27 protein-coding genes are annotated in these 22,747 nt (G+C 74.5%); 9 read left to right on the top strand and 18 right to left on the bottom strand.

Annotated features, from left to right (window positions below; translation table 11 throughout):
* Positions 1-35 precede the first annotated feature (35 nt).
* From MTO91_RS08200 to MTO91_RS08190, 3 genes are all read left to right on the top strand, one after another.
* On the top strand, positions 36-437 hold the full coding sequence (locus tag MTO91_RS08200) for a MauE/DoxX family redox-associated membrane protein (protein ID WP_476654184.1): 402 nt from the start codon (positions 36-38) through the stop codon (positions 435-437).
* A 134-nt stretch (positions 438-571) separates the two neighbouring features.
* Complete coding sequence (locus MTO91_RS08195; protein ID WP_476654183.1) at positions 572-2,035, top strand: glycosyltransferase family 39 protein; 1,464 nt, start codon at positions 572-574, stop codon at positions 2,033-2,035.
* A 39-nt stretch (positions 2,036-2,074) separates the two neighbouring features.
* Positions 2,075-2,950 carry a DNA-formamidopyrimidine glycosylase family protein gene (locus tag MTO91_RS08190; RefSeq protein ID WP_476654182.1) on the top strand — a complete coding sequence of 292 codons (876 nt, stop codon included), beginning with the start codon at positions 2,075-2,077 and terminating at the stop codon, positions 2,948-2,950.
* A 121-nt stretch (positions 2,951-3,071) separates the two neighbouring features.
* On the opposite strand, the gene MTO91_RS08185 is transcribed toward MTO91_RS08190, so the two are convergent.
* The 4 genes from MTO91_RS08185 to rimO form a co-directional block, all read right to left on the bottom strand.
* Positions 3,072-3,920 carry a PspA/IM30 family protein gene (locus MTO91_RS08185; protein ID WP_208819455.1) on the bottom strand — a complete coding sequence of 283 codons (849 nt, stop codon included), beginning with the start codon at positions 3,918-3,920 and terminating at the stop codon, positions 3,072-3,074.
* 189 nt (positions 3,921-4,109) lie between these two features.
* On the bottom strand, positions 4,110-4,481 hold the full coding sequence (locus MTO91_RS08180) for a helix-turn-helix domain-containing protein (protein WP_062401203.1): 372 nt from the start codon (positions 4,479-4,481) through the stop codon (positions 4,110-4,112).
* 135 nt (positions 4,482-4,616) lie between these two features.
* Positions 4,617-5,234 carry a CDP-diacylglycerol--glycerol-3-phosphate 3-phosphatidyltransferase gene (pgsA, locus tag MTO91_RS08175; protein ID WP_405418514.1) on the bottom strand — a complete coding sequence of 206 codons (618 nt, stop codon included), beginning with the start codon at positions 5,232-5,234 and terminating at the stop codon, positions 4,617-4,619.
* Positions 5,231-6,727, bottom strand: a complete 1,497-nt coding sequence (gene rimO, locus MTO91_RS08170) for a 30S ribosomal protein S12 methylthiotransferase RimO (protein WP_476654181.1) — start codon at positions 6,725-6,727, stop codon at positions 5,231-5,233. Before rimO ends, pgsA begins: the two co-directional genes overlap by 4 nt.
* Positions 6,728-6,779: 52 nt before the next feature.
* Here rimO and MTO91_RS08165 point away from each other — a divergent pair, with 52 nt between their 5' ends.
* Positions 6,780-7,301, top strand: a complete 522-nt coding sequence (locus MTO91_RS08165) for an amino-acid N-acetyltransferase (RefSeq protein WP_405418516.1) — start codon at positions 6,780-6,782, stop codon at positions 7,299-7,301.
* Positions 7,302-7,303: 2 nt separating this feature from the next.
* Here the strand turns inward: MTO91_RS08165 and MTO91_RS08160 are convergent, their stop codons facing one another.
* A complete protein-coding gene (locus MTO91_RS08160; RefSeq protein WP_476654180.1) occupies positions 7,304-7,741 on the bottom strand; it encodes a hypothetical protein in 438 nt (145 codons plus the stop codon).
* Between the two features lie 21 nt (positions 7,742-7,762).
* On the opposite strand from MTO91_RS08160, the gene MTO91_RS08155 reads away from it, so the two are divergent.
* Positions 7,763-8,248, top strand: coding sequence for a PadR family transcriptional regulator (locus tag MTO91_RS08155; RefSeq protein ID WP_476654179.1), 486 nt, complete (start codon positions 7,763-7,765; stop codon positions 8,246-8,248).
* Here MTO91_RS08155 and MTO91_RS08150 read toward each other — a convergent pair.
* The 10 genes from MTO91_RS08150 to MTO91_RS08105 all read right to left on the bottom strand — a co-directional run bounded on the left by MTO91_RS08150 (position 8,163) and on the right by MTO91_RS08105 (position 14,789).
* A complete protein-coding gene (locus tag MTO91_RS08150) occupies positions 8,163-8,462 on the bottom strand; it encodes a gas vesicle protein K (protein WP_062401193.1) in 300 nt (99 codons plus the stop codon). The two genes, MTO91_RS08155 and MTO91_RS08150, sit on opposite strands and share 86 nt — an antisense overlap.
* Positions 8,452-8,661, bottom strand: coding sequence for a gas vesicle protein (locus MTO91_RS08145; RefSeq protein ID WP_476654178.1), 210 nt, complete (start codon positions 8,659-8,661; stop codon positions 8,452-8,454). The genes MTO91_RS08150 and MTO91_RS08145 overlap by 11 nt, the downstream gene beginning before the upstream one ends.
* Positions 8,658-9,401 (bottom strand): GvpL/GvpF family gas vesicle protein, encoded by a 744-nt coding sequence (locus MTO91_RS08140; protein WP_405418523.1) that lies wholly within the window; start codon positions 9,399-9,401, stop codon positions 8,658-8,660. Before MTO91_RS08140 ends, MTO91_RS08145 begins: the two co-directional genes overlap by 4 nt.
* A gap of 3 nt (positions 9,402-9,404) precedes the next feature.
* The gene (locus MTO91_RS08135; RefSeq protein ID WP_476654177.1) at positions 9,405-9,950 is read right to left on the bottom strand and encodes a gas vesicle protein; all 546 of its coding nucleotides are present in this window, start codon (positions 9,948-9,950) and stop codon (positions 9,405-9,407) included.
* A 9-nt stretch (positions 9,951-9,959) separates the two neighbouring features.
* Positions 9,960-10,808 carry a gas vesicle protein GvpO gene (gene gvpO / locus MTO91_RS08130; protein ID WP_476654176.1) on the bottom strand — a complete coding sequence of 283 codons (849 nt, stop codon included), beginning with the start codon at positions 10,806-10,808 and terminating at the stop codon, positions 9,960-9,962.
* A gap of 358 nt (positions 10,809-11,166) precedes the next feature.
* Positions 11,167-11,409 (bottom strand): gas vesicle protein GvpG, encoded by a 243-nt coding sequence (locus MTO91_RS08125; protein ID WP_073578106.1) that lies wholly within the window; start codon positions 11,407-11,409, stop codon positions 11,167-11,169.
* Positions 11,409-12,161, bottom strand: a complete 753-nt coding sequence (locus MTO91_RS08120) for a GvpL/GvpF family gas vesicle protein (RefSeq protein WP_251784775.1) — start codon at positions 12,159-12,161, stop codon at positions 11,409-11,411. Before MTO91_RS08120 ends, MTO91_RS08125 begins: the two co-directional genes overlap by 1 nt.
* Positions 12,158-12,547 carry a gas vesicle protein GvpJ gene (gene gvpJ, locus MTO91_RS08115; RefSeq protein WP_062401185.1) on the bottom strand — a complete coding sequence of 130 codons (390 nt, stop codon included), beginning with the start codon at positions 12,545-12,547 and terminating at the stop codon, positions 12,158-12,160. The genes MTO91_RS08120 and gvpJ overlap by 4 nt, the downstream gene beginning before the upstream one ends.
* A gap of 36 nt (positions 12,548-12,583) precedes the next feature.
* Positions 12,584-13,882, bottom strand: a complete 1,299-nt coding sequence (locus MTO91_RS08110; protein WP_476654175.1) for an SRPBCC family protein — start codon at positions 13,880-13,882, stop codon at positions 12,584-12,586.
* Positions 13,875-14,789 carry a hypothetical protein gene (locus tag MTO91_RS08105; RefSeq protein WP_405418527.1) on the bottom strand — a complete coding sequence of 305 codons (915 nt, stop codon included), beginning with the start codon at positions 14,787-14,789 and terminating at the stop codon, positions 13,875-13,877. Before MTO91_RS08105 ends, MTO91_RS08110 begins: the two co-directional genes overlap by 8 nt.
* Before the next feature lie 483 nt (positions 14,790-15,272).
* On the opposite strand from MTO91_RS08105, the gene MTO91_RS08100 reads away from it, so the two are divergent.
* From MTO91_RS08100 to MTO91_RS08090, 3 genes are read left to right on the top strand one after another with little or no spacing between them, the layout of a single operon-like run.
* Positions 15,273-16,133 (top strand): helix-turn-helix domain-containing protein, encoded by an 861-nt coding sequence (locus MTO91_RS08100; RefSeq protein ID WP_405418528.1) that lies wholly within the window; start codon positions 15,273-15,275, stop codon positions 16,131-16,133.
* The gene (locus MTO91_RS08095; RefSeq protein WP_405418530.1) at positions 16,130-16,516 is read left to right on the top strand and encodes a VOC family protein; all 387 of its coding nucleotides are present in this window, start codon (positions 16,130-16,132) and stop codon (positions 16,514-16,516) included. Before MTO91_RS08100 ends, MTO91_RS08095 begins: the two co-directional genes overlap by 4 nt.
* 3 nt (positions 16,517-16,519) lie before the next feature.
* Positions 16,520-16,981: a tRNA (cytidine(34)-2'-O)-methyltransferase gene (locus MTO91_RS08090; protein WP_208819473.1), complete on the top strand. Its 462-nt coding sequence runs from the start codon at positions 16,520-16,522 to the stop codon at positions 16,979-16,981.
* Here the strand turns inward: MTO91_RS08090 and MTO91_RS08085 are convergent.
* Positions 16,974-17,834, bottom strand: coding sequence for a winged helix-turn-helix domain-containing protein (locus MTO91_RS08085; protein ID WP_405418532.1), 861 nt, complete (start codon positions 17,832-17,834; stop codon positions 16,974-16,976). The two genes, MTO91_RS08090 and MTO91_RS08085, sit on opposite strands and share 8 nt — an antisense overlap.
* Before the next feature lie 95 nt (positions 17,835-17,929).
* Between MTO91_RS08085 and MTO91_RS08080 the strand changes: the two genes are divergently transcribed.
* On the top strand, positions 17,930-19,081 hold the full coding sequence (locus tag MTO91_RS08080) for an FAD-dependent monooxygenase (protein WP_476654174.1): 1,152 nt from the start codon (positions 17,930-17,932) through the stop codon (positions 19,079-19,081).
* A gap of 10 nt (positions 19,082-19,091) precedes the next feature.
* On the opposite strand, the gene MTO91_RS08075 is transcribed toward MTO91_RS08080, so the two are convergent.
* Positions 19,092-20,006, bottom strand: coding sequence for a YceI family protein (locus tag MTO91_RS08075; RefSeq protein ID WP_476654173.1), 915 nt, complete (start codon positions 20,004-20,006; stop codon positions 19,092-19,094).
* Positions 20,007-20,139: 133 nt separating this feature from the next.
* Positions 20,140-22,731, bottom strand: a complete 2,592-nt coding sequence (locus MTO91_RS08070) for an FtsK/SpoIIIE family DNA translocase (RefSeq protein ID WP_476654172.1) — start codon at positions 22,729-22,731, stop codon at positions 20,140-20,142.
* Between the last annotated feature and the right edge of the window lie 16 nt (positions 22,732-22,747).

Genomic DNA, 22,747 nt, shown 5'->3' with positions numbered 1-22,747 from the left:
GGCCGCCGCCCGTACCGGGTGGCACCATCGCTGTCATGATCCGTCGCTCCCCCGGCACCCCGTCCCGCGACCGCCGTCTCGCTCTCGGGCTCGCGGGGCTGCTCGGCACCGCCGCCGTCCTGCACGTGGTGCGTCCCGAGCCGTTCGACTCGATCGTGCCGCGCAGCCTGCCCGGGGAGCCCCGGTTCTGGACCTACGCCTCCGGGGCCGCCGAGGGCGCCGTCGCCGCGGCGGTCGCGCATCCGCGGACCCGGCGTGCGGGCGGCTGGGCCGCGGCAGCGCTGTTCGTGGCGGTGTTCCCGGCGAACGTGTCGATGGCGCTGCACTGGAACCGCACGGACCCGCTGTACCGGGCGATCGGCTGGGGACGGCTGCCGCTGCAGGTCCCGCTGGTGCTGTGGGCGGTGCGGATCGCCCGCAGCGCCCCGCGCGGCTGACCGGAGGGTGGACCGCCGGTAGACCGAAGTCGATCGTCCACCGCCCGATGCCCGCTGCACCGGACGGACCCGCCGGGGTCTGATGGCGCCGGGCCCGGGACCGCCGGTGTCCACGTCGTCGCTCGGGGGGACACATGACGTCGTCGACCACGGTCCGGGACTCCGCCGCTGCACCCACGGCGGTTCCGCGGCTCGCGCGGCTGCCCGTCGGGATCGTCGCCGGGGTGGTGGCCGTCGTCCACCTCGTCATGGGGGCGCTGGGGCGCGGGTACTGGTTCGACGAGGCGCTGATGCTGGCGATCGGACGGCACCACCTCGACTGGGGGTCGGCCGACCAGCCCCCGGTCGCACCGGCGCTGGCCGGGCTCGCCGACGTCCTCGCACCCGGGGTGAACGGGGTGCTGCGGATCGCGCCGTCGCTGGCGACGGCGGGTGCGGTCGTCGTCGCCGCACTGATCGCCCGTGAGCTGGGCGGCGACCGCCGCGCCCAGGTCCTCACCGCGCTCGCCCAGGCCACCGGGCTGTGGGTGACGCTGTTCGGGCACTTCCTCACGCCGTACTCGCTGGAACCGCTGCAGTGGGCGCTGCTGCTGTGGCTGCTGGTGCGCTGGACCCGCGTGCGCGACGACCGGCTGCTCCTCGCCGTCGGCCCGCTCCTCGGCCTGGCCGCGCTGACGAAGTTCCAGGTGATCCTGCTGGGCGCGGTGCTGGTCCTCGCGATCGGCCTGGCCGGGCCGCGGGCGATGCTGCGGCGGCCCGCGTTCTGGTGGGCCGCCCTGCTCGGTGCACTGATCGCGTCACCGACACTGGTGTGGCAGGCCGTGCACGGGTGGCCGCAGCTGCGCATGACGTCGGTCGTCGCGCAGGAATCGGTGCTGTTCGGCGGGCCGGGCCCCAACGCGGTGGCGATGCTCCTGCTGGCCGGGCTGCTCGGCACCGTGCTCGTCGTGGTCGGGGCGGTCGCGGCGTTCACGACGCCGCGGCTGCGGCCGTACCGCTTCGTCGCGGTGACCTTCCTCGTGCTGTGGATCGTGTTCGCGGTGACCGTGGGGCGTGCCTACTACCTGTGCGGTCTGCACGGTGCCGTCGCCGCGCTCGGGGCGGTGTGGTTCCAGGAACGGCGCGCGACCGGGCGACGGCGGTGGTCCTGGGTGGCGTGGCCGGCCGGGGTGCTGTCGGTCGCCCTCGCCGCGGCGATGCTGTCCGCGAGCGCCGGGGCGGCCGACCCCGCCGTGCCGGAGCGGATCGTCGGCGAGGTCGCCCGCGTCCGCGACGGGCTGCCCCCGGACCAGCGGGACCGCTCCGTCGTGGTGGGCGGCTCGTACATCTTCGCCGCCTACGTCGACACCGCCGACCCCGCGCTCGGCCTGCCGCCCGGGTACAGCGGCAACCGCAGCTACGGCTACTTCGACCCGCCCCCGGACGACCACGACGTCGTGATCTTCCTCGGCAGGGACCCCGGCCTGCTGGCGCCCACCGGGGTGGTACTGCGACCGGTCACCGACCTCGGCGACGGGAACCGCGTCTGGCTGGGCGAGGGCATGACGCACCCGTGGTCGCAGGTGTGGCCGCAGCTGCGGACGCTCGTCGTGGACTGAGCCCGGCCGGTCCGGGCCCGCCCGGGTAGCGTCGCGGTCGTGCCCGAGGGAGACACCGTGTACCTGGCCGGCAAGCGGCTGCACACCGCGCTGTCCGGGCACGAGCTGCTGCGCGGCGAGCTGCGCCATCCGCGCCTGGTCGAGCACGACCTGGCCGGGCTGACCGTGACCGGCGTCGTCTCCGTCGGCAAGCACCTGTTCACCCGCTTCGACGACGGCCGCAGCCTGCACAGCCACTTCCGGATGGACGGTTCCTGGCACCTGTACCGGCCCGGCATGCGGTGGCGCCGGGTCGCGCACGAGGCGCGCGCGGTGCTGGAGACCGCCGACCGGGTCGCCGTCGGGTTCGCCCTGCACGACCTGGAGCTGCTCCCCACCGACGACGAGGAAACCCTCGTCGGGCATCTCGGGCCCGACCTGCTCGACCCGGAGTGGGGCCCCGGCCACGACGCCGAGGCGCTGCGCCGGATGACCGCCCGGGCCGACCACCCGCTCGGGCTGGTGCTGCTCGAACAGCGGGTCATGGCCGGTCTCGGCAACCTCTACCGCAACGACATCTGCTTCCTGCTCGGGCTCACGCCCTGGGTGCCGATCCGCGACGTGCCCGACCTGCCCGGGGTCATCGACCTGTCGCGGCGGCTGCTGTCGTCGAACAAGGACCGCCCGGAGCAGACGACGACCGGCTCGCTGGCCGCCGGCGAGGCGCACTGGGTGTTCGAGCGGCCCGGACGTCCGTGCCGCCGGTGCGGGACCCGCATCCGGACCGCCGACCATGGCGACGACCACCGGGCCCGGGTCACCTACTGGTGCCCGCGCTGCCAGACGGGACCGTCCCCGCGGCCGGTGCGCCGGGCCACCGGCCCGCGCCGCGGTGCCCCCGGGCGACCGCCGCCCGGCGCCGCCCGCACCCGCTGAGCCCTGCTGCCACGGGCGCCACCGGCGGCCGGGGCCCGCGGAGGGCCGCCCGGGCCCGGACACACGTCCGCCGCGGTCCCTGGGCGGGGCCGCGGCGGACGGTGCGGAACGGGCGAGCGGCTCAGGCGGTGCCGGGCTGCTGCTGGTTCTGGGTGTTCTGCTGCTGGGCCGGCGCCGGCGAGGACGGCAGCTGCTGCTGCGGCTCCCCCTGGCCCACCTGCGGGGCCTGCTGGCCCCCGGCGATCGGCGCCCCCGACATCGACGCCCGGATCTGCTCCAGCCGCGACATGCCGGCCATGTCGGTGGTCGACTGCTGGACCTCCAGCATCCGGCCCTGCACCGAGTTCTGGGCCAGCTCCGCGGACCCGAGCGCGGTGGCGTACCGCTTCTCGATCTTGTCGCGGACCTCGTCGAGCGAGGGGGCGTTGCGCGGCGCGGACAGCTCGCTCATCTGCTGCAGCGACTTCGCGGCCTGCTCCTGCATCTTGGCCTGCTCGAGCTGGCTGAGCAGCTTGGTGCGCTCGGCGATCTTCTGCTGCAGCATCATCGAGTTCCGCTCGACGGCCTGCTTGGCCTGTGCGGCGGCACCGATCGACTGGTCGTGCAGCGTCTTGAGGTCCTCGACGCCCTGCTCCGCGGTCACCAGCTGGGTCGCGAAGGTCTGCGCCGACTGCTCGTACTGCTGGGCCTTCTGCTCGTCGCCCTGGGAGCGGGCCTGGTCGGCCAGCACGAGTGCCTGCCGCGCCGACGACTGCAGCTTCTCGATCTCACCCAGCTGCCGGTTCAGCTTCATCTCCAGCTGGCGCTGGTTGCCGATCACCGCGGCCGCCTGCTGCGACAGCTGCTGGTGCTGGCGCTGGGCGTCCTCGATGGCCTGCTGGATCTGCACCTTCGGGTCGGCGTGCTCGTCGACCTTCGACGAGAACAGGGCCGACAGATAGCTGAAGAACTTGGTGAATCCGTTGGCCATCTCTGCGCGTCCTCCGCCTGCGTTCGCTCGCGACCGTGCCCGCCACCACGGCGGGCGTGCGGACCCCGGACCGACCCCGCGTTCCCCCCGTGGTCGGCACCGGACCTCCGGCCCTGTCCATCCTGGCATCGCTGCCGGTCTGTCCGCACCCTACCGCGCAGGAGCGGTCGGCCGGGGCGGGCCGTGCGATCAGGCGGCCGAGGCCACCGGCCCGCCCGAGGACGCCGGTGCGGCGACCACGGAACCCGGCCGCCCGGCCAGCCGCAGCTCGGCGTGCCGCTGCCCGATCGGGACGAGCACGTCGTCGCGACGGCCCGCGGCCGCGGCGGACGTCGCCGTCGCCATCTCGGCGGCGACGGTGGTCAACAGGTCCGGCACGGAGACCCCGAGCGCCTCGCAGATCGCCGCGAGCAGCTCGCTGGAGGGCTCCTTGCGCCCGCGCTCGACCTCGGAGAGGTACCCGAGGCTCACCCGCGCGGCCCGCGAGATGTCGCGCAGCGTGCGCCGGCGCGCGGTGCGCACCTCACGCAGCCCACTGCCGATCGCTTCCCGCAGCAGCATGTGCCCTCCTCGACTGCTCCCCGGACACCCGGTGATGTCTCACCGTACCGACTTCCCCGGTTCCCACGCGCCGTGACGCTGTCCGCCCACGGCGAACACCTCAACGCCGCGCGGGCCCCGGATCGTCCCCGCAGGTCAGGCGGGCCGGGGACGGACGGCCTTGCGGACGTAGTCGGCACCGGTCACCACCGTGAGCACCAGCGCGACGGCCATCACCGCCCACTGGAGGACGAGCACGGCGGTCGCGGCGGCGGTGCCGGGGCCCAGCAGCTCCGGCAGCGGCAGCAGGAACAGCCCGATCGCGACGGTCTGGGCGACGGTCTTGGCCTTGCCACCGCGGCTGGCCGGGATGACCCCGCGACGGCGGATCACGACGAAGCGCAGCGCGGTGATGCCGAGCTCGCGGACGACGATCACGATCGTCACCCACCACGGCAGCACCCCGAGGAGCGACAGCCCGATCAGGGCGGCGCCCATCAGGGCCTTGTCCGCGATCGGGTCGACCAGCGCACCGAACCAGGTGACGAGCCCGCGGCTGCGGGCCAGCTGGCCGTCGAGCCGGTCGGTGGCCGCCGCGATGACGAACACGGCGAACGCGACCAGCCGCCACACCACGTCCTCGCCGCCGTCGACGAACAGCGCGACGACGAACACCGGGACGAGCAGCAGCCGCAGGACGGTCAGCGCGTTCGCGATGTTCAGCAGCGGCGGGTCACCGACTCCGGCGGTGCCCCCGGCCGGGTGCGAGCTCATCCGGCTGCGGAGGCCGCCGGGACGGCCGCGGCCGGCACACGCGGGTCGAGCAGTTCCAGGGCCTCCACCAGCAGGTCGACACCCTCGGTGTCCACGACGCGGCAGCGGACCAGGTCACCGGGTCGCAGCGAGTCCGGCTCCGGGCCGTCCTGCGCCGCCCCGACGACGGTGGACTCGCCGTCGGCGTCGGGGCCCTGGTGCGCGGCGCGGCCGGTGCAGTCGTCCTCGTCGCTCTCCCCGGACTCGACGAGCACGACGACCTCGGTGCCGATGCGTTCCTCGGCGCGCTGTTCCATCAGCTCGTCGACCAGCGCGGAGATCCGCGCGACGCGGGCCTGCACCTCGGCCGGGTCGACGTGGCCGTCGTAGCCCTCGGCCTCGGTGCCGTCCTCGTCGGAGTAGCCGAACACACCGACGGCGTCGAGCCGGGCACCGGTGAGGAAGGCCTCCAGCTCGGCGAGGTCCTCCTCGGTCTCGCCGGGGAACCCGACGATGACGTTGGAGCGGATCCCGGCCTCCGGGGCGAGCGCGCGGATGCGCTCGCAGAGGTCGAGGAAGTCGGTGCGCGACCCGAAGCGGCGCATCCGGCGCAGCACCCGCGCCGACGCGTGCTGGAACGACAGGTCGAAGTAGGGCGCGACGCCCGGCGTGGTCGCGATGACCCGGAGCAGGTCGGGCCGCAGCTCGGCCGGCTGCAGGTAGGCGACCCGGATCCGCTCGATCCCGTCGATCCCGGCGAGCTGCGGGAGCAGGTCGACCAGCGCGCGGGTGCCGCCGGGGAGGTCCTTGCCGTAGCTGGTGGAGTTCTCGCTGACCAGCACGATCTCGCGCACGTCCTGCCGGGCGAGCCAGGCGGCCTCGCCGAGCACGTCGGCCGGCGGGCGGGACACGAAGCTGCCGCGGAAGCTCGGGATGGCGCAGAAGGCGCAGCGGCGGTCGCAGCCCGACGCGAGCTTCAGCGACGCGACCGGTCCGCCGGACAGGCGGGTGCGCGCGATGTCGGGCACCCAGTCGTGACCGGGGACCGAGACGTCCGCCGCCGCGGCCGGGCGCTCGACCGGCGAGATCGGCAGCAGCGTGCGGCGGTCGGTGGGGACGTGCGGGGCCGGGGCGTGCCCGCCCAGGACGTCGCCGAGGCGCTCGGCGAGCTCGGGGTAGGCGTCGAAGCCGAGCACCGCGTCCGCCTCGGGCAGGTCGGCGGCCAGCTCGGCGCCGTAGCGCTCGGCGAGACAGCCCACGGCGACGACCTTCGCCCCCGCCGGGCGGGCCACGTCCGAGGCGGCCAGCACGGTGTCGATCGAGTCCTTCTTCGCCTGCTCGACGAATCCGCAGGTGTTGACGACGATGACGTCGGGGCTGCCGTCCTCGGCGTCGACCAGCTCCCAGCCGGACCCGGCCAGGCGGCCCGCGAGCTCCTCGGAATCGACCTCGTTGCGCGCGCAGCCCAGCGTCAGCAGGGCGGCGCGGCGGGGTGCGTTCTCGGGGGAAGCCACGGGTACCAGGGTAGACGCCGAGTCCGACGGCCCCGGTCTAGGCTCTCCTGCCGTGCCCGAGCCCGTCCCCGCCCCGGTTCCCGACGTGGTCGTCCGCCGTGCCCGCACCCGCGACGTCCGCCGGATCCGCGAGCTCGTCGACGAGTACGCGGGCACGGTGCTGCTGGCCAAGGAGACCGTGACCCTCTACGAGGCGGTCCCGGAGTTCCTCGTCGCCGAGGTCGACGGCACGGTCGTCGGCTGCGGCGCCCTGCACGTGCTCTGGGAGGACCTGGGTGAGATCCGCACGGTCGCGGTGTCGCCGTCGGTGCTGGGCCGCGGGGTCGGGCACCGCATCGTCGCCGCCCTGATCGACGGCGCGCGCGAGCTCGGGCTGGAGCGGCTGTTCGTGCTCACGTTCGAGAAGCAGTTCTTCGCCCGGCACGGCTTCGCCGAGATCGACGGGACACCGGTGTCGGCCGAGGTGTTCGCGGCGATGCTGCGCAGCTACGACGCCGGCGTCGCCGAGTTCCTCGACCTCGCCCACGTGAAGCCGAACACCCTGGGCAACGTGCGGATGCTGCTCACCCTCTGACCTCAGCCGGTGGCGGCCCTCACCGCCGCGACCACGGCCCACACCAGCGCGGCGACGATCGCGACGACCAGTGCCACCAGCAGCAGCACCGGCGCCAGCGCCACGACGACGCCGATCAGCACCTTCGCCGCGGTCCCGAGCGCGGCGAACCCGCCCTTGATCGCGCCCCACACCGGGTTGTCACCGCGGGCGAGGGCCTTGCCCGCCCCGAGCGCGGCGCCGAGACCGGGCCCGCCGTCGGCCGCCATCCGCTCCAGCGAGTCGGCCAGGCGGTCGACCTGGTCGCAGGCGAGCGCGGCGAGCCGGTCGACGAGTGCGGCCAGGAGCCGCTCCCCGGCGTCGCGCAGCTGCGACATCGGGTCGGGCGGCGCCGGCGGGGTCGCCGTGCGCGGCGCCCGGGCCTGCGGGACCGCGGGGGCCTCCTGTGTCGCGGTGCTCATCGGGTCCTCGCGGGTACGGCCATGACGATCGGTCCTCTCGGTTCCGGGTGTGTGTCGGTTTCCGCCCGCCCGGTCGGGGGAACGCTGCAGTTCGAGCCGACGAGCGGAGGGAGCGCGCCCATGCGGCCACCGGACCGGTCGACGCTGGACCTGCTGCTCCTCGGCGCGATCCACGACGCCCCCGGCGACGGGGCCGCGGTCCGCGACGCCGTGCTCGACCGCTCCGGCGGCGCGCTCGTCCTGTCGGCGGGCCCGGTGTACCGGGCACTGCACCGGCTCGAACGGAACCGGCTGGTGCGACGCCCGGCCGGCAGCCGCGGGTACCGGCTGACCCCGGGCGGGGAGCGGGTGCTGAGGTCACGGACCCGCGAGTTCGAGGCGCACGTGCGGGCGGTGCGCGCGGTGCTGCCCGGCGGGGGTGTCACGAGCGGTGCCGGGGCAGCAGCGGGCCGAGCGGGCCGAGCTCGAGGTTCAGGTCCGCCGCGGTCAGACCGAACTCCGCGGTGAGCTCGTCCATCGCCTCCTCGAGGTGCATGAGGGCGGTGCCGAGGTCCTCGACCTCGTCGTCGGTGAGGTCGCCCTGCTCGACACGGCGCAGCGCCTGGCGCTCCATGAGCTGACGCAGCAGCTCGACGATCGTCAGCACCAGCTTCATGAGGTCGCGGCGGACGGCGTCGCGGTCGATGTCGATCCGGCCACCGGGGCGCGGGTCAGGCGTCATCGGGCGGCTCCTCCCCCGCCTGCTGCCCGGCCGGGGCGATCGACACGATCAGCGCGCGCAGCGAGATGCGGATCAGGTCCACCCCGGCCAGCGAGACGGTGACGTCCCCGGCCAGCACGACCCCGCCGGCGAGCAGCCGGTCCAGCAGGTCGACCAGCGCGACCTCGCGGTGGGCGAGGCCGGTCTCCCCCGTGCTCACCGCTCCTCCTCGACGAACGAGTACGGCACCCACGGCCCGGTGACCTCGACGGTGAGCCCGGCGCCGTCCGCGGCCCCCGCGACGGCGGCGCGCCAGGTGTCGCGGTCGGCGTCGTCGACCAGGTAGGCGCCGTTGAGGACCATCGGCTCGGTGCGTCCGGTCAGCGCAGGGGCGTGCAGCCGGTGCCGTCGCGTCGTCACCGCGGCCCGCGCCGCCGCCTCGTGCAGCCGTTGCGCCGCGGCGTGGGCGGCGTCGTCGTCACCCGCGACGCGGTCGAGCTCCCGGCGACGGCGGCGCAGGTACTCGGCCCCGGACGAGGCCCGCCCGGCGTCGCGGCCCTCCGGCCGCGGCGTGGCGTAGGCCTTCACGCCCCACTCGGTGCGGCCCCGGAGCCGGTCCAGGACCTCGGCGAACGCGGTGCGCCGTTCGGTCAGCACGGCGCGGACCCGGTCGTCGTCGCGGTAGACCGTCGCGAGGGCGAGCGGCGCGACGACGGTGCGCGCACCGAGCGCGTCGACGACGGCGTGGTGCTCCCGCGCGGTGGTCGCCAGCCAGGTCAGGTCCTCCAGCCGGGCGGTCAGGGCGCTCTCGCCGAAGTCGGACTCGGGGACGGTGCCGGTGGCGGCCCAGAGCGCGTCACCGCCGGTCACCGTGTGCACCGGGCGGCCCCCGATGCCTGTGAGCCCGGCCAGGTCGGGCGGGGCCGCGTCGCCCACGGCGTAGACGTAGGTCAGGTCCACGGCTCAGTCCTTCCCGCGTGCCGGGCGACGGGTGGTGGTCGTGCGGCGCCGCCGGGTGGCGGCGGGGCGGGTGCGACGCGGTGGGGCCTCGGGTCCGTCCTCGTCCCGGTCCGCGACGGCCCGGTCGATCGACCTCTCGACGGCGGCGTCGTCGGCCCGGGCCGACTCCCCGTCGGGACCGTCGTGGGTGTCGTCGGACGGCGTGGACCGCTCGTCGGCGGGGAGCAGGCGTTCGAGGCGCTCCACCCGGTCACGCAGCCGTGCGTTCTCCTCCTCCAGCTCGTCGCGGCCGCCCGACAGCGTCGGGTCGCGCTCCCACCAGTCGATGCCCATCTCCTTGGCGCGGTCCACCGAGGCCACGACCAGGCGGATCTTGATGGTCAGCAGCTCGATGTCGAGCAGGTTCACCTGGATGTCGCCGGCGATGACGATGCCCTTGTCCAGGACGCGCTCGAGGATGTCGGCCAGGTCGGTGCCCGACTGCCGGGGTGGTTGCTCGCTGCGGCGCTGCGGCGCACCGGGGCTGCTCCAGCGGACGGCGTCGCTCATGGTCCTCCCTCAGTCGTCGTCGCCGCGGCCGCGCGGGTAGCGCCGGACCCGCTGGTACGACATCAGCTCGGCCTCGTCGTCGAGCTCGGCCTCGTAGACGGCGAGGACGTCGGAGGAGTCGGGGATGCGCTCGGTCTCGACGACCTCGACACCGACCAGCCAGCCGTCGTCCTGCCTGCGGACGAACGTGACCCCCTCCGGTGCGCGGCCGGTCATCTCCACGATCTGTTCGACGGCGGCGCGGGCGGCCGCGCGGGCGCCGATGCGACGCCGGGGTGGGTCGGGTCGCTCCTCCGGCTCCTCGTCCTCGGAGTCCCCGGGCTCCTCGTCCTCCGTCACCTCGTCGTCCGGTCCCTCGTCCTCGGGGAAGTCGTCCTCGTCGGAGCCGTCGTCCTCGTCGGAGCCGTCGTCCTCGTCGTCGGCACCGAGCTCGTCCGCCATCGGCTCGGGCTCCTCCTCCTCCTCCTCGGACTCGGGATCGGGATCGGGCTCGTCGACGTCGAGATCGGACTCCCGGTCGTCCCCGGTGTCGGTGTCGGCCCCGTCGCCGGGCCGGACCTCGTCCCCGGTCCCGTCGTCGGCCCCGGTGTCGTCCAGGACCTCCTCGTCCCGGTCGCCCACCGGCTCCCGGTCCGGCTCGTCGCGGCCGGCGCGTCCCCGCCGCGGGCCTCCGCCCGCCGGGCGACGCCGCCGCTGCGGGGGCTGCTCCTCCGTGTCGTCACGGCGACGTCGTGGCGTCGCCGAGGCCCGGTCGCCGGCGCGGGGCCGGGTGCGGCGCGCGGGCCGCTCCCGGGTCGCACCGTCGTCGCCGGACCGGCGACGACGGGCGGGCTCGTCCCCGGCGGAGCGACGACGCACCGGCCGCTCGCCGGTGTCGCGACGCCGCTCGGACCCGCCGTCGGGTGCACCGCGTCCGTCCCGCGCCGACGGCGCGTCGGCCGCCCGGTCGTCCGCGGTGTCGGAGCGGCGGCGCGACGACCCGCCGTCGGCCCGACGGCGCCGCCGGGGCGGTTGCCCCCCGTCCGCCGACCGGCGGCGCGGCGCGGCGTCGTCGTCCGCCGACCGGCGGCGGGGCGGGTCCTCCCCGTCCCGCGACCGACGCGGCGGAGCCTCCCCCGCCCGTCGCCGCACCGGAGCCTCCGATCCGTCCCGCCGACGGGCCGGCTCTCCCGACCTGCGACGACGCGGTCGCTCGTCGGACGGCCGGTCCTCCGGCTCAGCCACGGCCGTCCCCCGGTCGCCCCGTCAGCCGGGCCAGCAGGACCTCCTGACGCGCGTCGCGGTCGGCCTCGGAGATCTCCCCCTGCTCGTAGGCCCGTTCGACCTCGTCGATCTGCCGGCGCACCGCGACCGGGTCGTAGAGCCGGGCATGGGCCTGGTCCTGCAGCTGCTCCCCCACCCAGACGACGCCGCGCAGCGGTGCGAGCGGCAGCCCGAGCAGGCCGCGCAAGAGCCCCATCAGCCCTCGGCCTCCGGTGGTTCGGGCAGGAAGTCGTACGGTGCGACCGGGCCGATCAGGCGCAGCCGCACCCGCTCGTCCCACTCGTCGCCGAGCGCGTCGACCGCCTGCTCGAAGTCGCCGACCCGGTCGCGGTGCACCAGCAGCGCCAGCTCGACGGCGCCGTCCTCGGCGGCGGGCTCCTTCACCGACGTCGCGACCGCGAACGGGCCCAGCCGCTCCACGGCGAGGTCCGCGTCGTCGGACCGGATGCGCTCGACGTGGCCCGCGATCGCCTCACCGAGCCGGATGCGCTCGTAGTACGTGGCGTCCGGGTCCTTGCCGCGCACGGCCTCACCGAGCTGCTGGATCTCCGGGTCGGCCTCGACGATGCCCGCCACCAGGCGGTCGGAGTCGTAGCGGCCGGTCAGCACGAACTGTCGGCAGCCGTCGAGCTGCTCCAGCGCCCAGGCGAAGTAGTCCTGGTGCGCGGCGAGGAGCTCGTCGACGACGGCGCGGTCGTCGTCGACGACGCCGCCGAACCGCATCGGCAGCACGGTCGTGCTCCCGGCCAGGGTGTTCACGGTGCGCTCGTGGGCCAGGAGGTCCTCGCGGCTGCCCAGCGGGGCGTCGCGCGGGACGTCGCTGACGACTGCGGCGAGCCGCCCGTGGTCGATCACCGCCACCTCCTCACCGCCGCCGACGGGGGTCAGCCCCTCGGGCAGGTCGATGTCGGCGGCGACGACGGCGTAGACGTAGGTCGCGCTGCTCACCCGCTCTTCTCCTTCCGCGAGCGACGCTCACCCCGGAGGTCGTCGAACTTCTCCTTGCCCGCCTCGATCACTCCTTTGGTGGCTCCTTTCGAGACCCCTTTCGAGCCGCCCTCCGAGATGCCGCTGACGACCTCGCCGAGGTCCTTGCCGCCCTTCTGGTGCAGGTCGAGGCGGTTGGTGGCCTCCGCGAACCGCAGGTAGGTGTCCACACTGGCGACGACGATGCGGGCGTCGATCGTGACGAGCTCGATCCCGACCAGCGACACCTTCACGAAGATGTCGATGACGAGACCCTTGTCCAGGATCAGGTCGATGACCTGGGCGAGGTCGCCCTGCGGGGCGCGGTCGACACGGCCGCCGCCCCCCTGTCGATGGCTGACGGTCACGGTGTCCGTCCCTCCGTTCGCAGGTGCCGGGCCGGGTCAGGCACGGGAGCCCGCCGTGCGACGGCGACGGCTCCCGGCCCGTCGGCCGCCGTCCTCCTCCGGCTCGGGCTCCTCGGCCTCGGCCTCCTCCGGCTCGGCGTCGTCGTACTCGGGGTCGTCGTACTCGGCGTCGTCGTACTCCGGGTCGGGCCCGTCGGCCGGTTCCTCGTCCACGGCCTCGTCGTCGGCGAGGTCGTCCTCGTCGAGGTCCTCCTCCGCGTAGTCGTCGTCCTCGACCGGTTCCTCGTCGGCGAGGTCGTCGTCCTCGACCGGTTCCTCGTCGGCGAGGTCGTCGTCCTCCGCGAGGTCGTCGTCCTCCGCGAGGTCGTCGTCGTACTCGGCGTCCTCGTAGTCGTCGTCGTACTCGGCGTCCTCGTCGTCGTACTCGGCGTCCTCGTCGTCGTACTCGGCCTCGCGCTCCTCCTCGAGCCCCTCCTCGTGGGTCTTGACGACCTCGCTGTCGCGGATCTCCCCGCGCCAGCCCTCCAGCTCCTCGCGATTGAGCAGGGTCTCGACCATCACGTGCCGGCCGTAGTGCTTGAACTCCAGCCGGGCCCGGCGGCCGACGGCGCGCCAGATGTTGCCGGTCTTCTCGAACAGGCCGACCGGGTAGTACTCGAGGATCAGCACGACGCGGGTCAGGTTCGGCGCGAGTTCGTGGAACGACACGCACCCGTTGGCATAACCCTTGGCACCCTGCGAACGCCAGATGATGTGGGTGTCCGGAATCTGCTCGATGATCGTCGCGCTCCAGGTGCGCTTCGACCAGAACACCTGGGCCTTCCAGTTCGTCTTCTCGTCGGACTCCTGGTCGACCGACTGCACCTTCTTCATGAAGGTCGAGAAGTCCGCGAACTGCGTCCACTGGTCGTAGGCGACCCGCACCGGGACACCGACGTCGAGGTGCTCGACGATGTTCATGAACTTGAACTTGCCGCGGCCCCCGCCGGAACCACCGCCGCCGGAGCCGCCCTCGGAGTCCTCGGAGTCGTCGTCGCCGCCGAGCCCGACGGCCCCCATCACCTTGTCCTTGACGGCCGAGAACCCGCCCTTCACCGCGTTCGTCACCGGATTGCCCCCCTCCTCCGAGCCACCCCCGCCGAGGGCCGCACCCAGACCCGTCCCACCGTTCTCGGCGACGCCCGTCAGCCGCTCGGTGAGTCCCTCCACCTGGTTCATCGCGGCGCCGACCGCACGGTCGGCGGCCGCCTTCAACAGCAGCTGCCCGGCCTGTTTCAGGCGGTCGGTGGGCAGCTGGTCCAGCACCGAGGTGCTGCCGTCCCGCTCCTCAGCCATCGGCCCGCGCCTCCGACTTCTTCGTCGCACGCCCGCCCGAGCGCGGCGCCCGGCCGTTGCGCGAGCCGCCCTTGCCCGACGACCCCGAGGACGACGAGGACGACGACTCGGAGCTGCGGCCCGAGGAGGACCGCGCGGTCCGCCGGGCCGGGGCCGCGCGGCCCTCGGAGTCGGAGTCCGACGACGACCGGCTCGACGATCCCGCACGTCCCGACGACGACCCCGAGCCCGACGACCGTGCGGTCCGCCGGCGCGGGGGGTCCTCGGAGTCGGCGTCGGCCGACCGCGGACGGCGCGCCTTCGACGTCGTGCCCGCGACCGCCCGGCCCGCTCCCCGCGTCGCCGACCCGGCCGCGCGGGTGGTGCCCTTCGCGGCCCGGCCGACCACCGGAGCCTCCCCGGCGGCGTCGCCGACGGCGTCGGTCGTGTCCCCGACGGCGTCGGTCGTGTCCCCGACGGCGTCGGTCGCGCTCTCCGCGGTGTCCCCGGCGGCACCGGCGGCAGCACCGGCGCCCTCGACGGCCGCACCGGCCGCGTCACCGGTCTTCTCCACACCCGCCCCGGCAGCGTCACCGGCGGCGCCGGCGACCTCCTCGACCGGCCTGCCGAGGTTCTCGACCCGCTCGACGAGCGAGTTGGTCAGCGCCTCGAGCCGGTTGCCGGCCGCGGACACCGCGGCCTGTTTGCCCGCCTCGAACAGCCGGCCGCGCACGGCGTCGGACAGCCGGGTCAGCTCCGGCGACCCCGCCACCACCTTCGACGCCTGCGACACGACTCCGGCAGGCGTCAGATTCAGCTTCCGCCCGGCGAGCGCACCCCCGAGCATGATCGCCAGCTTGGCCTTCTTCGTTCTTCCCAGCACATAGCCGCCGACGACGGCCATTCCGATCTTGGAGGCGTTACTCATGACCCCGTCCCTCTCCATTGAGCGATTACCGGACAGCACCCCGGAACGCCCCGCGTTCCCCACTCCGAATCGGAACCATGACACACCACGAACCGATCTGCCTCCCCCGACGAATACGGACCGGGAGATCTCACAATTCCGATCTTGCCGACCCGGTGTCATTTCGATCTCCAGAGAGATCGAATGGACATGGGATCGATTAAGGAAATGTTTCGTCCGAACGGAGCGATTGGGCGACGACCGCCCTAAGATCCATTCCGTGAAGAGCCCTGTCCACTACGACGGACGGCCGCGTGCGACAACCGCTCACTTTTCGGCCCAGCGGCCGTTCTCAGGATCGCCGGGCACCCCCGGTGGACCCCCGTCGACCGTTCGACGAACGACCGCGGAACACCTGGCGGCACGGGCGCGTCCGGGCGTCGCCGACGATCGTCCGTTCCGGACTCCCGGCCTCCCCGTCCCGGCGGCGCTACCCTGGCCCGTATGTCCGACGGGGCCCGGCGCTGGCGTCCCTCCGTCCGCCTGCGCCCGTTCGTGTCCGGGATCTGGTGCTGGTCCTCCCCCGCGGGTCCGGCGGGGACGCACCAGGGCGTGTCGAGCGCCCACCTGACCGTCGTGCTCTGCCTGGACGGTGCGGTCGACCTGCTCGCCGCTCCGGATCCGCGGCGCGGCCCGGGCCGGTTCGCCGCCTCGGCAGCCGGCCTGCACGCCGCACCCGCGGTGCTCGCGACCGGCCCCCGGCAGGCCGGGATGCAGCTGGAGATGACCTGGCGCGGGGCCCGCACGCTGCTCGGGCTGCCCGCCGGCGAGCTGGCCGGCGACGTCGTCGACCTCGCACTGCTCCTCCCCGGCCTGGACACCCTGCTGGACCGGCTGCGCGCCGAGCCGGGGTGGGCCGGGCGCTGCGCGCTGCTCGACGCCGCACTGTGCGCCGTCGCCGACGCCCGGGACCGTCCGGGCGACGCGCCGCCGGAGGTGGTGCGCGCCTGGGAGCTGCTGGCCCGCAGCGGCGGGACCGCGCGCGTCGCGGACGTCGCGGGGGAGGTCGGCTGGTCGCAGCGCCACCTCGGTGAGCGGCTGCGACGCGAGACCGGGCTCGCGACGAAGTCCGCGGCACGGGTCATCCGGTTCGAGCGGACGTGCACGCTGCTGCGCCGCCCGTCGGCTCCCCCGCTCGCCGAGCTGGCCGCGATCTGCGGCTACGCCGACCAGCAGCACCTGGCCCGCGACTTCCGCGACCTGGCGGGCACCACCGCGTCGACCTGGCGGGCCGAGCGGGTCCGGCCGGCGGCTCCGATTCGTCCACGACCGCGGAGCCCGTCCCCGGCACCCTCGCACCCATGAGCGACCTGCCCGGCCTCTGGCCCAGCCTGTCCAGCCCCGACCCGCGCGCCCTGGTCACGTTCCTGACCTCGGCGCTGGACTTCACCGAGCGCGCCGTCCACACCGGCGACGACGGCACGATCGTCCACGCCGAGCTGGTGCGCACGGGGTCCACCGGTGCCCCCGGCGGCGTGATGCTCGGCCCCGCCCACGACGGGTGCCGCCCACCCGGCGGCGCGGCCGTCCACCTCGTCTGCGACGACCCGGACGCCCTGTTCGCCCGCGCCGTCGCGGCCGGTGCCACCGTCGTGCACGCGCCCTTCGACGCCGACTACGGCAGCCGCCTGTTCGAGATCGCCGACCCGGACGGCAACCATTGGAGCGGGGGCACCTGGTACGAGTAGCGCGTGGTCCGCCTCGCCCTGCACACCCCGGAGATCCCGCCGAACACCGGCAACGCGATCCGGCTCGCCGCGAACACCGGCGCCGAGCTGCACCTGGTCCGGCCGCTCGGCTTCTCCCTCGACGAGCGCTCGGTTCGCCGGGCCGGGCTCGACTACGCCGACCTCGCCGAGGTCGTCGTGCACGACGACACGGCCGCGTTCGCCGGCTGGGTGCGCGCCGCGGGGGCCCGGGTGTTCGCGTTCGTGCCGGGCGCGCCGGTCCGCTACACCGACGTCGCCTACTCCGACGGGGACGTGCTGCTGTTCGGCCGCGAGTCGACCGGGCTGCCGCCGGAGGTGGCGGGCGCGGACTGGGTGACGGGCACGGTGGCGCTGCCCATGCGGCCGTCGAACCGCTCGCTGAACCTGGCCAACGCCGCCGCCGTCGCCGTCTACGAGGCGTGGCGGCAGCAGGGGTTCAGCTGATCCCGTCGAGGAACCGGGCGATCCCGGTGTCGAGGACCCGCTGCAGGTCGTAGGGGTGGTCCCCGATCCGGCGCAGCGCGGGCCCGCCGTGGCGCCGCAGCGCGGTGCGCAGCCCGGGGTCGTGGTCGGCCCAGGTGTCGGCGTCGACGCCGGTGTCGGCCTGCGCCTCCTGCTCCGCGGCCAGGGTCAGCGCCATCCCCCGCACGAACCCGGTCAGCGCCAGGTGCAGGTCGAACCGCTCCACCGGGTCGGCGACGACCTCCTCCAGCGCGGCGAGCTCGAACTCGGCGAAGCGCAGCAGCGACGGCAGCGCCTGCGGACGGGACAGCGACAGCACCCGCGCGAGCCACGGGTGCCGCCGGTGCACCCGCCACTGCGCGTGCACCGCCCCCTCCAGCCGGGCCCGCCACGGCCCGTCGGCCGGGGGCAGCACCAGCTCGGCGAACGCCGCCTCGAGCATCGCGAGCAGCAGCTCGTCGCGGCTGCGGACCAGCCGGTACAGCGACATCGTCGGCACGCCGAACGCACCGGCGAGGCGGCGCATGGACAGTGCGGCCAGGCCCTCGTCGTCGGCGATGCCGATCGCGGTCCGCACCAGCCGGTCCGTGTCCGGCGGCGGCACCGGACCCGGGTGTCCCGCCGGCCCGGCGACGACGGAACCGACCCGGGCCGTCGTGTGCAGCACACCCTCCTCGCGCAGCCGGGTCAGCGCCCGGGCGGCGGTGGACATCGCGACGCCGTGCTCGGCCACCAGCGCGCGCACCGACGGCGCACGGTCCCCGGGGCGCAGGTCGCCCGCCTCGATGCGGGCGCGCACCGCGGCCGCGACCCGGTCCGTCGGCGACCCGTCCACCGCACCTCCCTGTACCACCTGTACCGCTACAGGCCAGGCGTCGTCCCAGCTCGTGAGGTCATGGTGATCTCGTACACCGTACCGAGGGAGGACGCATGACCGACATCCTGATCAGCGGGGCCGGCATCGCCGGGGCGACACTCGCGTGGTGGCTGCGGCGGCACGGGTTCCGGCCCGTCGTCGTCGAGTCGGCGCCGGGACCGCGGCCCGGCGGGCAGGCCGTCGACGTCCGGGGGCCCGCGCTGACCGTCGTCGACCGGATGGGGCTCGGAGCCGCGCTGCGAGCCGCACGCACCGCGATGGACGGCATGTCCCTGGTCGACGAGGACGGCACCGAGGTCTTCCGCAGTACCGAGGTGACGCTCACCGGCGGGCCGGTCGCGAGCGACGACGTCGAGATCCTCCGCGACGACCTCGCCGCCCTGCTCACCGGCGCGCTCGACGGCGTCGAGCACCGGTGGGGCGACCGCGTCGTCGCCCTCGACCCGGACCCGGCGGGCGGTACCCGGGTCCGCTTCGCGTCCGGCACCGAGGAGCACTACGACGTCGTGGTGAGCGCCGACGGCCAGCACTCCGGCGTCCGGCGCCTGGCCCTGGGCCCCGACGACGACGGCCGGCTGGTCCCGCTCGGCCAGCACGTCGCCGTGTTCACCCTGCCCAACACCTTCGAGCTGAGCCGCTGGCAGGTGTTCCTGCAGCGCCCCGACGCGATGGCCGGGCTCTACACCGCACGCGACGACACCGAGGTCCGGGTGATGCTCGGCTTCTCCGACCCGGACGCCACCTACCACCATCGCGACCTCGGGGCGCAGCGCGCCCTGGTGGCGCGGCACTTCGCCGGCGGGGGCTGGTGGCTGCCCGAGCTGCTCGCCGGCATGACCCGCGCCGAGGACCTGTACCTCACCCCGGTCACCCAGGTGCGGCTGCCGGCCTGGTCGCGCGGTCCGGTCGCGCTCGTCGGCGACGCCGCCTGGTGCCCCACGCTGCTGTCCGGCCAGGGCACGACGCTGGCCGTGGTCGGTGCCTACGTGCTGGCCGGCGAGCTCGCGCGCACCGGCGGCGCCCCCGGGCCTGCGGCCGCCGCCCACGAGCGGCGGATGCGCGGCTGGGTGGAGGCGAACCAGGAGCTGGCGCTGACCAACGCCGCACGCGTCCGGGAGCTGACCGCCCCGGACGCCGCCGCTCCCGGGCTCGCCGAGCACTGGGCCGCGACCGCCGCCACGGCCCTCGCGCTCCCGGAGTACTGAGCACCGGAGGTCAGGACTGCCGGATCGCCTGCACGTCGAGCTGGATCTGGATCGTCGACCCGACCACGGGCAGTCCCTTGGCGATGGTCTGCTGCCAGTTGAGCGTGTAGTGCTCGCGGTGCAGCTGGGTGGTGGCCACCGCGCCGACCCGGTCACCGTTCCACTCCGCGGTGCCCAGGAACGTGGTGTCCAGCGAGACGTCGCTGGTGAGGCCGTGCAGCGTGAGGTCGCCGTCCACGGTCCACCGGTTCCCGCCGTGCGCGACGAAGCGCACGCTGGAGAAGCGCAGTTCGGGGAAGCGTTCGACGTCCAGGAAGTCGGCCGAGCGCAGGTGCGTGTCGCGGGCTGCGACATTGGTGTCGACGCTGGCCGCGTCGATCACGACGTCCACCGAGGACTCCTCGAACGGCTCGGCGATCCGGATCTGCCCCTGTAACCGGTTGAACCGGCCGTACACCTTGGACATGCCGATGTGCCGGGCGACGAAGCGCACCGAGCTGTGGTCGCCGTCGATCACGAAGACGCCGGGGCGCGGCGGGCGCAGCGCCGGGTCCTCGCCGAGGACGATGTGGCCCATGTCGGCGTGCTCGCCCCAGGACACCTCGACGACGTCGGTGACCTGCTGGTAGCCGCCGGCCTCGACACGCACCCGGTACCGGCCGGGCATCAGCGACGCGGCGAACCGGCCGAACGGGTCGGTCTCGACGTGCACCGCGCGCCGGTCGGCGGGGTCCATCACCGACACCTCGGTACCGGCCAGGGCACCGCCCTGCTGGTCGCGGACCTGACCGGACAGCACACCGCCGGTCAGCGGAATCGGGACGAGCGCATGCCGGTCGGTGGTGCCCCGCGCCGGGCGACGACGGTCCTTCTTCCTCCAGAACACCAGCCACAACCTCCTCTGCCCGGCGACGACGGGCAGCACGACGTGCGGTCGCCGGCCGGCGACCCCTGGTCACTCTGGCACGAACGTGACCGTCCCGTTAACCCGTCGGCCCGAAAAGTCGATCACCGACGGTGTCGGGATCATCACCGCCCCGCAACCGTCACCCGCGGCGTCACTCGTCCTCGTCGGCGATCTCGCCGCCGTCGGCGGTCCCGCCGCCGCGGATCAGGAGGAGAGCACCCTCCAGCTCGTCCGGCTTGACCAGCACGTCGCGGGCCTTCGAGCCCTCCGAGGGGCCGACGATGTTGCGGGTCTCGAGCAGGTCCATCAGCCGGCCCGCCTTCGCGAACCCGACCCGCAGCTTGCGCTGCAGCATCGAGGTCGACCCGAACTGCGAGGTGACGATCAGCTCGGTGGCCTGCAGCAGCAGGTCGAGGTCGTCGCCGATGTCGGCGTCGATCTCCTTCTTCTCGCCGGCCTTCTGCGCGGTGACGCCCTCGGTGTAGCTGGGCTCGGCCTGCTCCTTGGTGAACGCGACGACCTTCGAGATCTCGTCGTCGTCGACGAAGGCGCCCTGCATGCGGACCGGCTTGCCGGCGCCCATCGGCAGGTACAGCGCGTCGCCCATGCCGATCAGCTTCTCCGCGCCCGGCTGGTCGAGGATGACCCGCGAGTCGGTGAGCGAGGACGTCGCGAACGCCAGGCGGCTGGGGACGTTGGTCTTGATCAGACCGGTGACGACGTCCACCGACGGCCGCTGGGTCGCCAGGATCAGGTGGATCCCGGCCGCACGCGCCTTCTGTGTGATCCGGACGATCGCGTCCTCGACGTCGCGCGGCGCGGTCATCATGAGGTCGGCGAGCTCGTCGACGATGCACATGATGTACGGGTAGGGCCGGTACACCCGCTCGGACCCGGGCGGGGCGGTGATCTCCCCGGTGCGGACCTTGCGGTTGAAGTCGTCGACGTGGCGGACCCGGTTGGCCTGCATGTCCTGGTAGCGCTGCTCCATCTCCTCCACCAGCCAGGACAGCGCCGCGGCGGCCTTCTTCGGCTGGGTGATGATGGGCGTGATCAGGTGCGGGATGCCCTCGTAGGGCGTCAGCTCGACCATCTTCGGGTCGATGAGGATCATCCGGACCTCGTCCGGCGTGGCCCGCGTCAGCAGCGACACCAGCATCGAGTTGACGAAGCTGGACTTACCGGAACCGGTGGAGCCCGCGACCAGCAGGTGCGGCATCTTCGCCAGGTTCGCGACGAGGTAGTGGCCCTCGATGTCCTTGCCCAGGCCGATGCCCATCGGGTGCTGCTCGGCGCGGGCGTTGCCCGAGCGCAGCACGTCGCCGAGGCGGACCATCTCGCGGTCGGTGTTGGGCACCTCGATGCCGACCGCGGACTTGCCGGGGATCGGCGCGAGCAGCCGCACGTTGTCGTTGGCGACGGCGTAGGCGAGGTTGCGCTGCAGCTGGGTGATCTTCTCGACCTTCACCGCCGGGCCGAGCTCGATCTCGTAGCGGGTGACCGTCGGGCCGCGGGTGAAGCCGGTGACCTGGGCGTCGACGTTGAACTGGTCGAGGACCCCGGTGATCGCCTCGATCATCGCGTCGTTGGCGGAGCTGCGCGACTTCGGCGGCGGCCCGGACTCCAGGGTGTCCGCCGGCGGCAGGATGTACTCGGTGTCGGACTGCGGCTCGCGGATCGCCATCGAGAGCTGCTCTCCCTCGAGCGGCTCGTCCGCGACCTGCGGCGTCTCGACGACGGGCTTGCGCGGCTTCGTCGCCGGCGGTGCGGCCGCGGCGGGGACGGCGGCGGGCGCCTCCTCGTCCGGGACGCCGGGCAGCGACGGGTCCACCGGGGCCGGGGCGTGCTCGCCCTCCTCCGTCCGGAACGCGTCGGCCTCCGCGGCCCCCTGCCTGCGCCGCGCCGGGCGCCGCTTCTTCGGGGCCTCCGCGGCGTCCCCGGCCTGCCCGTCCCGCTCGGCGACGGCGTCGGCCACCGTGCGCGGGCGGCCCGCGCCGGTGTCCTCCTCGTCGTCCTGCTCGGGCGGCAGCTGTCCGGTGAGCCTGCGGAAACGGTCCGGCAGCTCCCGCACCGGGATGCCGGTGACCAGCAGGACCGAGTACAGCGTCAGGAGGACGAGAACGGGGACGGCCGTCCACAGGCTGAGCCCGGCCTTCAGCGGGGTCCCCGCGACGTAGCCGACCGCGCCGCCCGCGCCGCGCCAGGCGTCGGGCTCGGCGGGCGCTCCGGCGCCCAGGTGCACCAGCCCGAGCACGCCGAGGGCGAGCAGCAGGCTGCCGGTCACGATCCGCGGCCGGGCCTCCGGGTGCCCCTCGGTGGTGACCAGCACGATGCCGATGCCCAGCAGGATCGCCGGCAGCGCCACGCCGGCCTGGCCCATCACCGCCTGCACGAGGAAGGTGAACCAGTAGCCGACCGAGCCGCCCGCCTGCCACCACAGCCCGGCGGCGGCGATGACGGCGAGCACGAGCATGCCGAAGCCGATGCCGTCACGGCGGTGCGCGGGGTCGATCTCGCGGGTGCGCCCGACCGCGCGCCCGGAGGCGCGGACGGTCTTCGCCACGCCCCGGCCGACCGCGTCGATCCCGCGGTCGACCAGGTCCGGGCCCTGGCGGCGGGCCGGTGGCCTGCGGCCTGCCGACGGGCGCTTGCGGGCGGTGGACGCGCGCGAGCCCGACCGCCCCGAGCCGCGGCCCGCGGCCGCAGTCGTGGTGGTCCTGCCCGTGCCCGTGCGTCCCGCCATGTCACACACGGTAGCC

It is taken from the genome of Pseudonocardia sp. 2-7 (assembly GCF_056341085.1).
The sequence above is the reverse complement of the archived record's forward strand: the minus strand, read 5'-3'. Positions and strand labels throughout refer to the sequence as shown.